This window comes from Pseudonocardia ailaonensis, assembly GCF_039531635.1.
Classification (GTDB): domain Bacteria; phylum Actinomycetota; class Actinomycetes; order Mycobacteriales; family Pseudonocardiaceae; genus Pseudonocardia; species Pseudonocardia ailaonensis.
In genome coordinates, this window is sequence record NZ_BAAAQK010000003.1 from 368,411 (window position 1) to 384,203 (window position 15,793).

At 74.6% G+C, this 15,793-nt stretch carries 13 protein-coding genes; 10 read left to right on the forward strand and 3 right to left on the reverse strand.

The window, feature by feature from the left end; translation table 11 throughout:
- The first annotated feature begins 3 nt into the window (after window positions 1-3).
- Window positions 4-381, forward strand: coding sequence for a YchJ family protein (locus tag ABD324_RS04490; protein WP_344412623.1), 378 nt, complete (start codon window positions 4-6; stop codon window positions 379-381).
- Between the two features lie 11 nt (window positions 382-392).
- Here ABD324_RS04490 and ABD324_RS04495 read toward each other — a convergent pair whose 3' ends face one another.
- Together ABD324_RS04495 and ABD324_RS04500 are read right to left on the reverse strand one after the other, a co-directional pair.
- A complete protein-coding gene (locus tag ABD324_RS04495) occupies window positions 393-935 on the reverse strand; it encodes an Rv1733c family protein (RefSeq protein ID WP_344412625.1) in 543 nt (180 codons plus the stop codon).
- Window positions 936-1,146: 211 nt separating this feature from the next.
- Window positions 1,147-2,376 (reverse strand): PucR family transcriptional regulator, encoded by a 1,230-nt coding sequence (locus tag ABD324_RS04500; RefSeq protein WP_344412627.1) that lies wholly within the window; start codon window positions 2,374-2,376, stop codon window positions 1,147-1,149.
- Window positions 2,377-2,502: 126 nt separating this feature from the next.
- Here ABD324_RS04500 and ABD324_RS04505 point away from each other — a divergent pair, with 126 nt between their 5' ends.
- From ABD324_RS04505 to ABD324_RS04540, 8 genes are all read left to right on the forward strand, one after another.
- Window positions 2,503-3,417, forward strand: coding sequence for a squalene/phytoene synthase family protein (locus ABD324_RS04505; RefSeq protein WP_344412629.1), 915 nt, complete (start codon window positions 2,503-2,505; stop codon window positions 3,415-3,417).
- A complete protein-coding gene (locus ABD324_RS04510; RefSeq protein ID WP_344412631.1) occupies window positions 3,414-4,382 on the forward strand; it encodes a squalene/phytoene synthase family protein in 969 nt (322 codons plus the stop codon). Before ABD324_RS04505 ends, ABD324_RS04510 begins: the two co-directional genes overlap by 4 nt.
- A complete protein-coding gene (gene hpnE, locus ABD324_RS04515) occupies window positions 4,379-5,791 on the forward strand; it encodes a hydroxysqualene dehydroxylase HpnE (protein WP_344412633.1) in 1,413 nt (470 codons plus the stop codon). The genes ABD324_RS04510 and hpnE overlap by 4 nt, the downstream gene beginning before the upstream one ends.
- Window positions 5,788-6,837: a polyprenyl synthetase family protein gene (locus ABD324_RS04520; protein WP_425565727.1), complete on the forward strand. Its 1,050-nt coding sequence runs from the start codon at window positions 5,788-5,790 to the stop codon at window positions 6,835-6,837. The genes hpnE and ABD324_RS04520 overlap by 4 nt, the downstream gene beginning before the upstream one ends.
- Window positions 6,837-8,765: a squalene--hopene cyclase gene (gene shc / locus ABD324_RS04525; RefSeq protein WP_344412635.1), complete on the forward strand. Its 1,929-nt coding sequence runs from the start codon at window positions 6,837-6,839 to the stop codon at window positions 8,763-8,765. Before ABD324_RS04520 ends, shc begins: the two co-directional genes overlap by 1 nt.
- 53 nt (window positions 8,766-8,818) lie before the next feature.
- Complete coding sequence (gene ispH, locus ABD324_RS04530; RefSeq protein ID WP_425565742.1) at window positions 8,819-10,318, forward strand: 4-hydroxy-3-methylbut-2-enyl diphosphate reductase; 1,500 nt, start codon at window positions 8,819-8,821, stop codon at window positions 10,316-10,318.
- 9 nt (window positions 10,319-10,327) lie between these two features.
- Entirely contained in the window at window positions 10,328-11,332 is a 1,005-nt protein-coding gene (hpnH, locus tag ABD324_RS04535) for an adenosyl-hopene transferase HpnH (RefSeq protein WP_344413419.1), read from the forward strand.
- Window positions 11,333-11,534: 202 nt separating this feature from the next.
- Window positions 11,535-12,194: a VC0807 family protein gene (locus tag ABD324_RS04540; protein ID WP_344412637.1), complete on the forward strand. Its 660-nt coding sequence runs from the start codon at window positions 11,535-11,537 to the stop codon at window positions 12,192-12,194.
- A 38-nt stretch (window positions 12,195-12,232) separates the two neighbouring features.
- On the opposite strand, the gene ABD324_RS04545 is transcribed toward ABD324_RS04540, so the two are convergent.
- Window positions 12,233-13,342: an MGDG synthase family glycosyltransferase gene (locus ABD324_RS04545; protein WP_344412639.1), complete on the reverse strand. Its 1,110-nt coding sequence runs from the start codon at window positions 13,340-13,342 to the stop codon at window positions 12,233-12,235.
- 47 nt (window positions 13,343-13,389) lie between these two features.
- Here ABD324_RS04545 and ABD324_RS04550 point away from each other — a divergent pair, with 47 nt between their 5' ends.
- The gene (locus ABD324_RS04550) at window positions 13,390-15,771 is read left to right on the forward strand and encodes an MGDG synthase family glycosyltransferase (RefSeq protein WP_344412641.1); all 2,382 of its coding nucleotides are present in this window, start codon (window positions 13,390-13,392) and stop codon (window positions 15,769-15,771) included.
- The last annotated feature ends 22 nt before the right edge of the window (window positions 15,772-15,793 follow it).

The window sequence follows — 15,793 nt, forward strand, 5'->3', positions numbered from 1 at the left end:
CCGATGCTGACGGGGTGTCCCTGCGGCGATGGGGCCTACGGGGCCTGTTGCGGGCGCTTCCACGCGGGGGAGCCCGCGCCGACCGCCGAGGCTCTGATGCGGTCGCGGTACGCGGCCTTCGTGCTCGGGGACGTCGCCCACCTGCGCCGGAGCTGGCATCCCCGCACTCGCCCGCGCCGTCTCGATCTCGACGGCGGGCCGGCGTGGACCGGTCTGGAGATCCTCGACCGGGTCGACGGTGGACCGGACGACGACGAGGGGATCGTCGAGTTCCGCGCGCACCACACGGGCGGGGTGCTGCACGAGCGCAGCCGCTTCGTCCGCGAGAACGGGGCCTGGCTGTACGTCGAGGCCCTCGACGTCCAGGCCCTCGACATCTAGGCCCTCGACGTCTAGGCCTTGCGGCCGCTCCAGACCGGCTCGAAGAGCGCCCACCGGCTCGCCCACCAGCGCGCGTTCACCTGGGCGATCCGCAGCCGGACCAGGGCGCGGACGCCCAGGAGCAGCAGCCCGCCCAGTATCAGGACGAGCAGCCCGCCGACGACCGCGGTGACGTCTGCCTGCAGCGCGTCGACCGGCGGCGCGGTGAGCGCCCCGCCGCGGTCCGTCCACACGGGAACAGAGGATCCCGCGGCCTGCGCCCCGATGACCGGGATCTCGCCGGTGCGCACCGAGCCGTCCGGCGCGTGCCAGCTGGCCATCGCCTGGGTCTGCGCCGCGCCCGCGGTCGGATCCACGCCGATGGCGCTCTCGACCGGCTCGAGCAGCACCGCCTCGGTGGAGACCCGGTCCGTCTCGTCGCTCGCGGCCTGGGCCATGGCCTGCCCGTGCAGCGACAGGCCGGTGACGAGGGCGATCGCCAGGACGAGGACGCCGAGCACGCCGAGCGCCCAGCCCACCAGGGACTCGACGCGGTCGGTGCGGCGCAGCGGCATGCGGGCCGTTCCGGCCGGTGAGGCCGGGGGGTGTCCGGGGTTCGGCGAGCTTCCTGGCCGATGGGGTCGCACGTCGGGTCCTCTCACCAGTTGTTGCGCTTGCTAACTACGGTGCTCCGACCGGCGCAGCGCGGCAACGCGGATGAGAGCCAGGCGACGGTGGGATCCGTCACCTGACCTGCGGGACGGTTCCCCCCGCCCCGGCGGCCGCTCAGCGCGGCGGGTCGACCTCCGGCGGACGCGGTGCCCCCCAGGCGAGCGCCAGGAGGAGCCGGGCACGGGTCTGCGGATCGTCGAGCTGGGGCCCGAACAGCTCGTGCAGCCTCGCCAACCGGTAGCGAACCGTCTGCGGGTGGACGTGCAGCTCCGCGGCCACGGCCTGCCGGTCACCCAGATGCCGCAACCAGGAGGCCAGCGTCTCGCACAGCCGTTCCCGCGACGCCGGGGCGGAGGCCTCGAGCGGCCGGAGGACCTGGTGGCGCAGGGCCTCCAGCAGCCGGCTGTCCCGGTGCACGATGATCGCGTCGAGGTGCTCCTCCGCGAAGACCGGGTCCGCGGGGAGCACCCCGGTGCGCTGCAGCCGCGAGGCGATCTCGGCGATGTGCAGGCTCGCGGGCAGGAGCTGCGGCGGCACCGTCGGCCCGACGACGGCCTGCATGCCGCGCAACGAGTCCGCGAGCCGCTGCCGCCGCCCGCCCTGGGTGAGGTCCGGGACGATCGCCCCGCCCAGGTCGGCCCGGTTGATCAGCAGCGACGCCGGGTCGAACCGGGAGAGGACCCCGCGGCCCATCACGCTGTCGTCCTGCAGGAGGACGACGGCGACGCCGTCCGGCACCGCCCACCCGGCCCGCGCCGCGGCGGCCTGCACGGCCCCCTCGGTGGCCCGGTCGGAGAGCAGCAGCTCCACCAGCTCCTCGCGCAGGCGCTCGCGCGCGACCACGGCCTCGGACTGCTCGAGCACGAAACCGTGGGCGGCGGAGGAGGAGAGGCGGTCCACGAACGCGAACACGCCCTCGGCGAGCCCGGCCAGCACCCGCGGCCCCAGGTTCAGCGCGACCGCGACCTCCGCGACGTGCCGCCAGAACACGCGTGCCCCGAGCTGGAAGGCCGACAACAGCGTGGAGACGTCCCGGCCCTCGCGCCACTGGGCACGGCCGATCTCCTCGAACAGCTCCTCCTCGCCGAACCCCGGGGGGAAGGCGCCGACCAGGCCGGAGTCCTGGGCGCCGGACCCCGCCGCCACCAGCTGGTGCAGCGCATGATCCGCGGCGACGGCGACCTCGGCGCGATTCGCGTCGAGAAATCGGGCGTAGTCCGGCCATTCGGACAGAAGGGCCGCACTGACCTCCTCGAGGACGGCGGGCACGCGCGCCAGCAGGGCCGTGATCAGCCCGTCCGGGACGAGATCCGACGTCAGATCGGGCGCGTCTGTGGAATCCACACGCAAGTTCTACGCCCAACCCGGCGACATCGCGCCCACTTTTGTACCTGAGTGACAACTCCGGTCCGAAAGAATTAACACTCAAGGAGAAGAGAACGGCACGCTGCGTAGGCCACGATCGCAGTCATGGGTGGGGGGACGACCGTGCCGAGGGGACCGGAGGCGACTCCGGATCCGGTCGGCGAGCGGCTGCGGGAGGCCGAGGCGGCCGAGAACTTCCCCGTGGCCATGCGCGTCCTCCCCGCCCGTCACCGGCGCCGGCTCCGCGCGGTCTACGACGTCGTCCGGGTGATCGACGACATCGGTGACGAGAGCCGGGGCGACGAGGGCGCCGGCAGCCCGGACTCGCGGGTCGCCGCCCTGGAGGACCTGCGCTCCGACCTGCATCGCCCCTTCCCCACCACCGCCGTGCTCCGCCGCCTCGCCCTCACCGCGCCCGACCTGCCCCTGGAGCCCCTCGACCGGCTGATCGACGCCAACGTCCAGGACCAGCGGGTGGCCGAGTACGACACCTGGCAGAGCCTCCTGCACTACTGCACGCTCTCCGCGGACCCCATCGGCCGGCTAGTCCTGGCGATCTTCGAGGTGCCGGAGGACCCGGCGCTCCTCGTCGACTCCGACCGGGTCTGCACCGCGCTCCAGCTGCTCGAACACCTCCAGGACGTGTCCGAGGACCGGGGCCGCGGGCGCATCTACCTGCCCGCCGAGGACCGCGCCGCCTTCGGCGTCTCCCCCACCGACCTGGACGCCGCCGTGGCCTCGCCCGCGCTGCGCGACCTGGTGCGGCACGAGACGGCCCGCGCGGTGGAGCTGCTCGACGCCGGCTCCGCGATCACGGGCCGGCTGCGCGGCTGGGCCCGGCTGGCCGTCGGCGGGTACGTGAGCGGCGGGCGGGCGGCCGCCGACGCCCTCCGGCGGGTCGACGGCGAGGTGCTGGGCCGCGCGGAGGAGGCTGCGCACAGCCGAAAACGGGATGTGCTCCGGCACCTCCCGGCGGTACTCCTGTCCCGTCGCACGACCCCCCGGAGTCCCACCCGATGACAGACGCCGCTCCCCACCACCGCAGCACCGGCCCCGCCCCGCGGGACTGGTCGGCCGACCTGCCCGCCGCCTACGCCGAGTGCGAGCGGATCACCCGCACCGAGGCCCGCAACTTCTCCTACGGCATCCGCCTGCTCCCCGCCCCCAAGCGCGCCGCGCTGTCCGCGGTCTACGCCCTCGCCCGGCGGATCGACGACATCGGCGACGGCGACCTGCCCGGTGCCGGCACGTTCGAGGAGAAGGCCGCGGCGCTGGCAGCGGTCCGGGCGTCCGTGGTGACGATGCGCGAGAGCGCCCCGGAGCCCACCGACCCGGTCCTGGTCGCGGTGCACGACGCGGCGCGGCGCTACCCGGTCCCGTTGGGCGCCTTCGAGGAGCTGGTCGACGGGGTCGAGGCGGACGCGCGGATGGATCACGTCGCCGCGCAGTCCGGTGAGCCGGCCCGGCCGCACGAGAGCTTCGCGGACATGGAGGTCTACTGCCGGCAGGTCGCCGGCTCCGTCGGGCGGCTGTGCCTCGGGATCTTCGGTTCGACGACCGATCCCCACGCCGCCCTCTACGCCGACCAGCTGGGGATCGCGCTGCAGCAGACCAACATCCTGCGCGACATCCGCGAGGACCTCCGGAACGGCCGCGTCTACCTGCCCACCGACGAGCTGGCCCGGTTCGACGCCGAGCTGGTGCTCGACGAGTCCGGCGCACTCGTCGACAAGACGGGCGGGCTGGCCGCCTACATCCGGTTCGCGGCGGACCGGGCCCGCGGCTGGTACGCCGACGGGCTGAAGCTCCTGCCGCTGCTCGACCGGCGCAGCGCCGCCTGTGCGGGCGCGATGTCCGGGATCTACCGCCGGCTGCTCGACGACATCGCGGCCGACCCGCCGTCCGTCTACGCGCAGCGCCGGTCGCTGAGCACCGGGCAGAAGCTGGGCGTGGCCGTGAAGGCGCTCGTGGGGCGGCCCTCATGACCAGCACGGCGGTGATCGGCGGGGGGCTCGCGGGGGTGTCCGCGGCGCTCCGGCTCGCCGACGCCGGCCAGCGGGTCACGCTGCTCGAGTCCCGGGCCCGCCTCGGCGGGGTCGCCGGCTCGTCGCACCGCGGGGCGCTCGCGATCGACACCGGCCAGCACGTGTTCCTGCGCTGCTGCACCTCCTACCGCGCCTTCCTCGACCGGATCGGCGCCGCGGAGCAGGTCACGCTGCAGGAGCGGCTCGACGTCCCCGTGCTCGCGCCGGGCGGCACGGAAGCACGGCTCCGGCGGACGGCTCTGCCCGCGCCCCTGCACCTCGCCGGCTCGCTGCTGCGCTACCGGCACCTGAGCGTCCGCGAGCGGCTGGCGATGGGCCGCGCCGCGCTGGCGATGGGCCGCCTCGACCGCACCACGGCGGCCACGGACGCGCAGTCGTTCGGCGGCTGGCTGCGCGCCCACGGGCAGTCCGCGAAGGCCGTCGAGAACCTGTGGGACGTGATCGGCATCGCGACCCTCAACGCCCGCGCCGCCGACGCCTCGCTCGCCCTGGCCGCCACGGTCTTCCAGCTGGGGCTGCTCGGGAAGGCGGACGCGGCGGACGTCGGCTGGGCCACCGCACCGCTCGGCGCGCTGCACGACGACGCCGCGGCCCGGGCCCTCGCCGCGGCGGGCGTCACGGTCCACCGCTCCACCAAGGTCCACGGGCTCGGGCGCACCGAGCACGGATGGCAGGTCCGCACCGACGGCATCCACACCGACGGCATCCACACCGATGGCATCCGCACGGAGAGGGAGGAGGGGCTCGTGGTCGACCGGATCGTCTGCGCCGTGCCACCGGGGGCGGCGGAGCGGCTACTGCCCCCGGCCGCGGCCGAGCAGGCCGGGCGCTGGGCCGAGGGGCTCGGCAGCACCCCGATCGTCAACGTCCACGTCGTCTACGACCGGCGGGTGCTCGCCGAGCCCTTCGTCGCCGGCGTCGGTACCCCCGTGCAGTGGGTGTTCGACCGCACCGCGCAGTCCGGCGCCGCCGGGGTCCACGGGCCCGCCGCGCAGTACCTCGCGCTCTCCCAGTCCGCGGCCGACGATCTCGCCGGTCTCCCGCTCGCCGCCGTCCGCGCGCGGTTGCTGCCCGCCCTGGAGGCCCTCCTGCCCGCCGCCCGGACCGCCGAGGTGCTGGACTTCTTCGTCACCCGCGAGCCGCACGCCACCTTCCGCGGCGCCCCCGGCACCGCCGCCTTCCGGCCCGGTCCGCGCGGGCTCGGGGACGCGGCCCCGGGCGTCTACCTCGCCGGGGCCTGGACCGGCACGGGCTGGCCCGCGACCATGGAGGGCGCGGTGCGCAGCGGCGACGCGGCCGCCGAGGCCCTGATCGCCGACGTCCCGGCGCGAGCGGCGGTGGCCGCGTGACCGCCACCCTCGGAGCCACGAAGATGAACCCGGCGTCGCCCGACGTCCCGGCCCTGCTGGCCCGCTGCCGCGAGCAGGTCACGCCCGCGCTGAAGGCCGCGGTCGCCCGGCTCGACACGGCCAGCCGCGAGCAGGCCGAGTTCCACTTCGGCTGGGTCGAGCTCGACGGCTCCCCCGGGCGGGGCGGCGGCAAGGCCGTACGGCCCGCGCTCGCCGTGCTCTCCGCGGCGGCGGCGGGTGCGAGCGAGGAGTCCGGCATCGCCGGGGCCGTCGCGGTGGAGCTCGTGCACAACTTCTCCCTGCTCCACGACGACCTGATGGACGGCGACACCGAACGCCGGCATCGCCCGACCGTGTGGTCCCGGTGGGGCGCGCCCAGCGCGATCCTCTGCGGCGACGCGATGCTCGCGCTCGCCACTGAGTCACTACTGGAGGACTCCTCTCCGCACGCCGCGCAGGCCGCGCGGCTGATCGCGACCACCACCCGCGAGCTGATCCGCGGCCAGGCCGAGGACGTCGCGTTCGAGCGCCGCGCCGACGTCGGCGTGGACGAGTGCCTGTCCATGGCGGCCGGAAAGACCGGCTCGCTGCTGGCCACGAGCGCCGCGATCGGGGCGGTCCTGGCGGGCGCGCCGGAACACACCGTGCGGGGCCTGCAGGAGTACGGCATGGGCGTCGGCATGGCCTTCCAGCTGGTCGACGACCTGCTCGGGATCTGGGGAGATCCCGCGGTCACGGGCAAGCCGGTGCTGTCGGACCTGCGCTCCCGCAAGAAGTCCCTGCCCGTCACGTTCTCGGTGCAGCGGGGCGGTGCGGCGGGCCGCGAGCTCGCCACCTGGCTCGCTCGCTCGGGTGATCAGTCGGAGGAGGAGCTCCGCAGGGCCGCCACGCTCGTTGAGCAGGGCGGGGGACGCGAGTGGGCGGCCGCCGAGGCCCGCCGGCAGATGGATTCGGCAGAACGAGCCCTCACCGGTGCCGGGCTCGCCGACGGCCCGCGCGCGGAGCTCGCCGCGCTCGGGCACTACCTCACGGACAGGGAGTTCTAGTGAGCGTCACAGCACCGGAGACCCGGTCGCACGACACCGGTGACGCCCGCCGCACGCTCGACGCGGCGGTCGGTTTCCTGCGCTCGATCCAGGACGAGCAGGGCTGGTGGCAGGGCGATCTCGAGACCAACGTGACGATGGACGCCGAGGACCTGCTGATGCGGGAGTTCCTCGGCATCCGGACCGAGCAGGAGACCACGGAGGCCGCCCGCTGGATCCGGAGCCAGCAACGCGCGGACGGCACCTGGGCGACCTTCGACGGCGGTCCGGCCGACCTGTCGACCACGATCGAGGCCTGGGTCGCGCTGCGGCTCGCGGGCGACGACCCCTCCGCCGAGCACATGCGCATCGCGGAGAAGTTCGTCCAGGCGCAGGGCGGGATCGAGGGGTCCCGGGTGTTCACCCGGATCTGGCTCGCGCTGTTCGGGCTCTGGTCCTGGGACGACCTGCCGAACATGCCCCCGGAACTGATCTTCCTGCCGTCGTGGTTCCCGATGAACGTCTACGACTGGTCCTGCTGGGCGCGCCAGACCGTGGTCCCGCTGACGATCGTCGCGACCCTCAAGCCGTCGAAGCCGCTCCCGTTCGGGGTCGACGAGCTCCGCACGGGTGCCGCGCCCGAGCCGTTCGACAAGCCGTGGACCTGGGCCGGGGCCTTCCAGCGCCTCGACGTCGGACTCCACGCCTACGCGCGGCACGCCGTCGGCCCGGTGCGGGAGCTGGCGATGCGCCGCGGGGCCGAGTGGATCCTCGCCCGGCAGGAGGCGGACGGCAGCTGGGGCGGCATCCAGCCGCCGTGGGTGTACTCCCTGATCGCGCTGCACCTGCTCGGCTACCCGCTGGACCATCCGGCGATGAAGGCCGGGATCGCGGGGTTCGAGCGGTTCCTGGTGCGCACCGAGACCGCCGAGGGCACCACCCGGATGCTCGAGGCCTGCCAGTCGCCGGTGTGGGACACCTGCCTCGCGGTCACCGGCCTGCTCGACGCCGGCGTCCCGGCCGACGACCCGGCGGTCGTGAAGGCCGGCACCTGGATGCTCGACGAGGAGATCCGGGGGGTCCGCGGGGACTGGGCGGTCCGCCGCCCGAACCTCGCGGTCGGCGGCTGGGCCTTCGAGTTCGACAACGACGGCTATCCGGACACCGACGACACCGCGGAGGTCGTGCTCGCGCTGCGCCGGGTCGACCATCCCGATCCCGGCCGGTTGCGCGCGGCGATCGACCGCGGGGTGGCCTGGAACATCGGCATGCAGTCCGGCGACGGCGGCTGGGGCGCGTTCGACGCGGACAACACCCGCGAGCTCGTGACCAAGCTGCCCTTCTGCGACTTCGGCGCGGTGATCGACCCGCCGTCGGCGGACGTCACCGCGCACGTGGTCGAGATGCTCGCCCACGAGGGCCTCGCGGGCTCCGAGTCCGCCCGCCGCGGCGTCCGGTGGCTGCTCGAGCACCAGGAGGCGGACGGTTCCTGGTTCGGCCGCTGGGGCACCAACTACGTCTACGGCACCGGCGGGGTGGTCCCGGCGCTGGTCGCCGCGGGCGTCTCCCCCGCCGATCCGGCGATCCGGCGGGCCGTGCGCTGGCTCGAGCGGGTGCAGAACGCCGACGGCGGCTGGGGCGAGGACATCCGCTCGTACGCCGACCGCTCGTACAGCGGGACGGGCGACTCCACCGCGTCGCAGACGGCGTGGGGCCTGCTCGGGCTGATCGCGGCCGGCGAGGCGGGCTCGGAGGCCGCCCGCCGGGCCGTCCGGTACCTGGTGGACACCCAGCTCCCCGACGGGAGCTGGGAGGAGCAGCGCTACACCGGCACCGGCTTCCCCGGCGCCTTCTACATCCGCTACCGGCTCTACCGGATGGTCTTCCCGCTCTCCGCGCTGGGCCGCTGGTGCTCGGCGATGGACACCGGGCTGGAGGGCGCCGCATGACCGCCACCGAGCCCGTCCTGCGGGCGGAGCGGACCTCCGGCGCCCGCTGGGCGATGGGGGCGCCGGTGGTGTGCGCGCCGATGGCGATCGAGGCGGCGGCTCTGCGCGGCCGGCTCGGCAGCGCGCGGATCGTGCGGACCGGGGTGGGGCCTGCCCGCGCCGGGGTGGCCGCGGCGCGGCTCGCCGCGGGCGGGCCGCGACCCGTGCTGGTCGCGGGGGTCGCGGGCGCGCTGGATCCCGCCCTGCGGCCCGGGGACGTGGTGGTGGCGAGCGAGATCCGGTTCACCGACTTCCGGGCCCCGGTGCCGATCCCGACCGCCGGGCCGCTGGCCACCGCGCTGCGCCGGACCGGGATGACCGTGCACGTCGGGCCGGTCGTCTCCTCCCCGACGGTGGTCGACGGGGTCCGGCGGACCGAGCTCGGCCGCGAGGGCTCGCTCGCGGTGGACATGGAGTCCGGCTGGCTGGCAGCCGCGGCCGCGGGTGGGCCCTTCGCCGTGGTCCGCACGATCGTCGACACCCCGGCCGCGCCGCTGCTGCGGCCCGGCACGGCCGCGCGCGGCCTGACCGCGCTGCGGTCGCTGCGGCGCGCGGCGCCGGCGCTGCGGGACTGGCTGGAGGTGCTCGGCCCGCGCGAGGTCGTCCTGGCCGAGCCGCGCAGCTTCTGCGCCGGGGTCGAGCGGGCCATCGACATCGTCGACCGGGCCCTGGACCGCTACGGCGCACCCGTCTACGTCCGGCGGCAGATCGTGCACAACGCGCACGTCGTCCGGCGGCTGACCGAGCGCGGCGCGGTGTTCGTCCAGGAGCTGGACGAGGTGCCGGCGGGGGCCACCACCGTCCTGGCCGCGCACGGGGTCGCCCCCGCGGTCCGCGCCGAGGCCGACGAACGGGAGCTGTCCGTCATCGACGCGACCTGCCCGCTCGTCGCCAAGGTGCACGCCGAGGTCAAGCGGCACAGCGGCCGCGGCGAGACGGTGTTCCTGATCGGTCACTCGGACCACGAGGAGGTGGAGGGGACCATCGGCGAGGCGCCCGAGGCCGTCGTCGTGGTCGAGAACGAGGCGATGGCCCACACCGTGACCGCCCGCGACCCCGGCAGGGTCGCCTACGCCATGCAGACCACCCTCGCCGTGGACGAGGCGGAGCGCATCGCCGAGGTGCTGCGCGGTCGCTTCCCCGCCATCTCCACCCCCCGGCGGGACGACATCTGCTACGCCACCACGAACCGCCAGCGCGCCATCCGCGCGGTGGCCGCCGACGTCGATCTGGTGATCGTCGTCGGCTCGCCGAACTCGTCGAACTCGCGTCGGCTGGCCGAGGTGGCCGGCCGCTCCGGCACGGCGGCCCATCTCGTCGACGACGTCGGCGAGATCGATCTGGCGTGGCTCCGCGGAGCCCGGCGGATCGGGGTCAGTGCGGGGGCATCGGCGCCCCCGGAGCTCGTCGACGAGGTCGTGTCCTGTCTGTCCGCCCTCGGCCCGGTCGACGTCACCACGACGACGACCGGGACCGAGGACATCGTCTTCACTCTTCCCAAGGAGGTGAGCTGACCGGTGGGTATGGGAATGCCGCTGCGCCAGTCCATTCGTCTCGGCGCGTATCTGATGAAGCAGAAGGTCAAGCGGGTGGACAAGTTCCCGCTGCTGGTCGAGCTCGAGCCGCTGTTCGCCTGCAACCTCGCGTGCAACGGCTGCGGCAAGATCCAGCAGCCGGCGCACCTGCTCAAGCAGCGGATGCCGGTCGAGCAGGCCGTCGGCGCGATCGTCGAGAGCGGCGCGCCGATGGTCTCCATCGCCGGCGGCGAGCCGCTGATGCACAAGGAGATCGAGGTGATCGTCCAGCGGCTGCTGGACCTCGGCAAGATCGTGTTCCTGTGCACGAACGCGGTGCTGCTGCCGAAGAACCTGCACCGCTTCACCCCCCACCGGAACTTCGCGTGGATGGTGCACATCGACGGGCTGCGCGAGCGGCACGACGCCTCCGTGGCCAAGGACGGCGTGTTCGACCAGGCCGTGGCCGCGATCAAGATGGCGCAGGAGGCCGGGTTCCGGGTCAACACGAACACGACGTTCTTCGAGACCGACACCCCGCAGGACGTCATCGACGTCCTCGACTACCTCAACGACGACCTCAAGGTCGACAACATGCAGATCTCGCCGGGGTACGCCTACGAGAAGGCCCCGGACCAGGAGAACTTCCTGGGGGTCCAGCAGACCCGCGAGCTGTTCAAGAAGGCCTTCGGCGACGGCCGGCGCAAGAAGTGGCGGCTCAACCACTCCTCGGTCTTCCTGGACTTCCTCGAGGGCCGCGTCGACCTGTCCTGCACCGCGTGGGCCATCCCGTCGTACTCGCTGCTGGGCTGGCAGAAGCCCTGCTACCTGCTCGACGACGGGTACGTGAAGACCTACAAGGAGCTGATCGACGACACGGACTGGGAGGCCTACGGGCGGGGCAAGGACGACCGCTGCGCCAACTGCATGGCGCACTGCGGCTACGAGCCCTCGGCGGTCTTCGCGACCATGGGGTCGCTGCGGGACACGATCCGCACCGCCGCCGGGGCCTGACGACACGCCGGTGATGGTGGTTCTGCGGTGAAGAACGTGCTGGTGGGAGCTGTAACGGAACGGTCCGTGACGCCGAACTCACAACGGGCGCCGAGGCCGTTATCTCCTCGTGATGAGGACCGCTACACTCCCGCCAACGCGTTTAGAACAGGGCGCGTGCTGGTACCCCGACCTGAAGAGGGCCTGAATGCCGGAGCACCGCATGACGACACTGATCCACCTCCCGTCCGTGGGGTCACTGCTTCGTCATGCCGGACGTCCGCTGCTGGAGTCCACGCTCATCCCGCTGGCCCTGTTCTGGATCCTGTTCACCCACGCCGGGTTCGACGCCGGCATCATCGGCGCCCTGTCCTGGTCCGCGCTGGCCATCGGCCGCCGCGTGGTCACCCGGCAGAAGATCCCGGCCGTCCTCTGGCTCACCACGTCGCTGCTGGTCGCGCGCACGGTGGTCGGGCTCTGGACCGGCTCGGCCTTCCTCTACTTCCTGCAGCCCACGGTGCAGAACTTCCTGTTCGCCGGGCTGCTGCTCGTCACGATCGGCCTCGAGCGGCCGCTGCTGGCCAAGCTCGCGGACGACTTCTGCGCCTTCCCCGACGCGCTGACCCAGCACCCGCGGATGAAGCGCTTCTTCAAGAAGGTCTCGCTGCTCTGGGCGGCGGTCTTCCTCGTCAACGGCGCCACCACCCTCGCCGTGCTGGCCACCCAGACCGTCGGGAACTTCCTGATGGTCTCCACGGCGGGCTCGTACTCGATGGTCGCCGTGGGCATCGGGCTCTCGCTCTGGTGGTTCAAGCGCTCGCTGGCGGGCGAGGGCATCGGGCTGCGGATCGGCGTGCCGGCCCGGCCCGTGCGCGTCGGCTAGCACCGTCGGGCCGGCTCCGCCGGCAGGCGCTGCCGCGCCTAGATCCTCCCGGCCAGCTCCTCGAGCTCGGCGTCGAGGCTGCGGGCCGAGTACTCCCGGGCCCGCCGCGTGAGCTCCGCACGCTCGGCCGGATCGGTCCGCAGCCGCCGGACCGCCGCCGTCACGTCCTCCCGGCGGGGGCAGACGACCGCCAGGCCGGCCTCCTCCGTCATCCGCGCCCCGGCCCTGCCGTGGCCCGGGACCGGGCGGGCGAACAGCACCGGGGTCCCCACGGCCAGGGACTCGCTCGCGATCATCCCGCCGGCCGTGGTGAGCACCAGGTCGGCGGCGGTGATCAGCTCGGGCACCTGGTCGGTCCAGCCACGGGCGTCGATCCCCCGCGCCCCGAGGCGCTGGCGGAGCCGCTCGTTGCGCCCGCACAGCACAACCGCGTGGACCTCCGGGCCCGGGCCCTCGGCGCCCGCGAGCACCGCGTCGACCACGCCCTCCATCCCGCCGAAGGCCAGCGAGCCGCCGGTCACCAGGACCACGAACGCGTCCTCGCGCAGGCCGAGCTCCCGGCGGGTGGCCACCCGGTCCCCCGGGTGGAACCGCTTGTCGACGGCGGCGGGCGCGACCCGCACCTCGGCCGCGGGGACGAGGTGGGTCGCCTGCTCCCGCGAGGCCGGCAGCAGCGTCCAGGTCTCGTCGACGTCCGCCCACACCCAGAACGGGTGCACCGCCACATCCGTGACCACGGCGACCGTGTGCGCGCCGAGCTGCTCGTGGCGGCGCAGCCAGGCCAGGCCGCCGGAGATCATCGGGTAGGTGGACACCACGAGGTCCGGGTGCTCCTCGCGCAGCAGCGGCGCCAGCGACCGGCCCACCTGGGCGGCGGCGATCCGCTTGCACAGCTCGGCGAAGCGCGGATGGTGCACCAGCAGGTCGTAGCCCAGGCCGTAGAGGCCCGGCGCGTACCGCATGGTCGTGGCGTAGCTCCGCGTGAGCACCCGGTCCCGGACCGGGCCGCTGGTGCTCTCCACCTCGTGCACCTCGGCCTCGGGCCACAGCTCGCGCATCCGCGCCGCCAGGGCGCGCGCCGCGGCGACGTGCCCCTCTCCGACCGGCGCCGAGAGAACCAGTACCCGCCGGGGCGTATCACCGTCCACACAGGACACCGTACTCCCCTTCCGCTCCCCTGCACGGTGAGGACGAGATGAACCATCCGCAACGATTGCTGCTGGTCACCGGCAGCATGGGCGCCGGGCACCACGCGGCCGCGCGGGCGATCGAGGAGCGCGCCGAACGGGTGTGGCCCGGCGTCGAGGTCGTCTGGACCGAGACGCTCGACGGGATGGGTGCCGGACCGCTTTTCCGATCGGTCTACGCCGGTGCCGTCCGGTACCTCCCGTGGCTCTACGAGCTCTACTTCCGCCTGCTGTGGCACGTGCCCTTCTTCCGCGCCGGTACCCGTGCGGTGATCGGGCGGTGGAGCGGGCGGGGTCTCTCGCACGCACTGGCGGAGCACCGGCCGGACCTCGTGGTGGCGACGTTCCCCGAGGGCATCACCGGGCTGGCGTGGTTGCGAGAGCGCGGCCTGCTGCCGATGCCGGCCGTGGCGCTGGTCGCCGATCCGGCGCCGCACCCGTTGTGGGCCTCGGCCGCGCTGGACCTGCACCTGGTGAGCACCGAGGAGGGCGCGCGGCTGCTCGGTCGGGCCGCCCCCGGGGCCGTCGTCCGGGTGGCGGCGCTGCCGGTGGTGTCGCGGTTCGCTCTTCGGGAACCCACGCCGCGGCGCCGGCCGCTGGCGCTCGTGTCGTGCGGGTCGCTGGCCTTCGGCGACGTCGTGTCGATCTGTCAGGGCGCCCTCGACGGGGGTGCGGACGTGCTGGTCAGCACCGGGCGCCTGCCCGCGCTGCGGCGCCGGCTGGAGGCGCTGGGCCGGCCCGGGCTGACCGTCGTGGACTGGATCGACGATCCCGCCGCCGCGACCGCCGACGCCGACCTGGTGATCACCAACGGCGGTGGGGCCACCGCCCTCGAGGCCCTGGCCTGTGCCCGGCCGCTGCTGCTGGCGGACCCGATCCCGGGGCACGGGCGCGCCAACGCCGAGATCCTCGCCGAGGCGGGGCTGGCCCGGATCTGCCGCGGCCGGGCCGGGGTGAGCACAGCGGTGGCCGAGCTGGCCGATCCCGGGGCGCGCGCCGCCGTCGTCAAGGAGCTGTGGCGGCGACGGGAGGCCGGGGACCTGGACGCGGACGTCGCGGCCCTGGCGGACCTGCGCAGGCCCGGGCCGGGTTCCGGGGCCCCCGCGGGGCGGGCGGTGGACGCCGAGGAGAGGGTGCGGGCACAGGACGCGCTGTTCGTCCACGCCTCCACCCCGACGGTCCCGCAGCAGGTCGGGGCCCGGGTCGTGGTCGAAGGGGCGCCGGGCGAGGGCTGGACCGAGCACCTGGACATGCTGGTCCGCACCCGCGCGCCGCACCTCGAGCTGCTCACCCGCTCGCTCGCCCCGGCCCGACCGGGCCGCCCCCTGTTCTGGCGGCGAGTCCCCGCGCCGGACCCGCACCGGCACGTCCGGCGCCGGACCTGGACGATCGGCCCGGGCGGCGACCACCCGACCTGGGACGACGCCACCACCGCCTTCTTCGCCGACCGGCTCGACCCGGTCCGGGGCTGGGAGCTCCAGGCCGCGCACGAGCCGGAGACCGGGGACTCCGCCGTCCTCGCCCGGGTGCACCACGCGCTCGGCGACGGGCTCGCGGTGACCGACCAGCTGATCCGCCTCTTCACGGACGAGAACGCCGGTACGCCGGCCGGCCGCGCGGGCTCCGCGGCCCCGCCCCGGCGGTGGGACGGGGTCCGGCACGCCGCGCTCGTCGCCCGGGGGATCGCGAGCCTCGCGACCGCCGGCACCGCCGGCCGGTCCCCGCTCGTCGGCCGGTCGGCACCCGGGCCGCGACGGATCGCCGTGACCCTCGACGGGGCCGAGGTGCGCAAGGCCGCCCGCGCCCACGGCGTCGGCACCACGGTCCTGGTCCTGGCGCTGGTCGCGGAGACTCTCCATCACGAGCTGTGCTCCGGGGAGCGCGTCCGGGCGATGGTGCCGATGACCACCCGGACCCGCGCCGCGGTGGCGAGCGCCGCCAGCGGCAACCGCACCGCCGCCGTCTCCGTCGACCTGCCGACCGGGCCGATGACACCCGCCGAACGGGTCTCCCTCCTGGACCGGGAGATCACGGCCCGCTCGTCCGCCGGCCAGCCCGAGGGGGCCGCGGCCGTGCTCGCCGGACTCGGTCTGCTGCCCGGTCGGCTGCAGCAACCCCTGGTCCGGCTCGTGTACGGGCGGCGGTTCTTCCACATGATCGCGTCCGTGATGCCGGGGGCCCGGCGACCGCTGCACTTCCGCGGCGGGCTGATCCGGGAGGTGCAGCCCGTGCTGCCCCTCGGCGAGGGCGTCGGGCTCGCCGTCGGGGCGATGCACTGGGGCAGGTACACCTGCCTCGGCATCACCGTCGACACGGCGATCGTTCCCGTGATCGAGGGAATACCCGCTGGCCTCCGGCGGTCGTTGGGGAGTATGCAACCGGGGGAATGATCGGCACGGGGAACGGCGGGGG

Excerpts from the sequence above, each read along its gene's own strand:
- ABD324_RS04490 (WP_344412623.1), top strand. The coding sequence starts at position 4 with ATGCTGACGGGGTGTCCCTGCGGCGATGGGGCCTACGGGGCCTGTTGC.
- ABD324_RS04495 (WP_344412625.1), bottom strand. The coding sequence starts at position 935 with ATGCCGCTGCGCCGCACCGACCGCGTCGAGTCCCTGGTGGGCTGGGCG.
- ABD324_RS04505 (WP_344412629.1), top strand. The coding sequence starts at position 2,503 with ATGGGTGGGGGGACGACCGTGCCGAGGGGACCGGAGGCGACTCCGGAT.
- ABD324_RS04510 (WP_344412631.1), top strand. The coding sequence starts at position 3,414 with ATGACAGACGCCGCTCCCCACCACCGCAGCACCGGCCCCGCCCCGCGG.
- hpnE (WP_344412633.1), top strand. The coding sequence starts at position 4,379 with ATGACCAGCACGGCGGTGATCGGCGGGGGGCTCGCGGGGGTGTCCGCG.
- ispH (WP_425565742.1), top strand. The coding sequence starts at position 8,819 with ATGGGGGCGCCGGTGGTGTGCGCGCCGATGGCGATCGAGGCGGCGGCT.
- hpnH (WP_344413419.1), top strand. The coding sequence starts at position 10,328 with ATGGGAATGCCGCTGCGCCAGTCCATTCGTCTCGGCGCGTATCTGATG.
- ABD324_RS04540 (WP_344412637.1), top strand. The coding sequence starts at position 11,535 with ATGACGACACTGATCCACCTCCCGTCCGTGGGGTCACTGCTTCGTCAT.
- ABD324_RS04550 (WP_344412641.1), top strand. The coding sequence starts at position 13,390 with ATGAACCATCCGCAACGATTGCTGCTGGTCACCGGCAGCATGGGCGCC.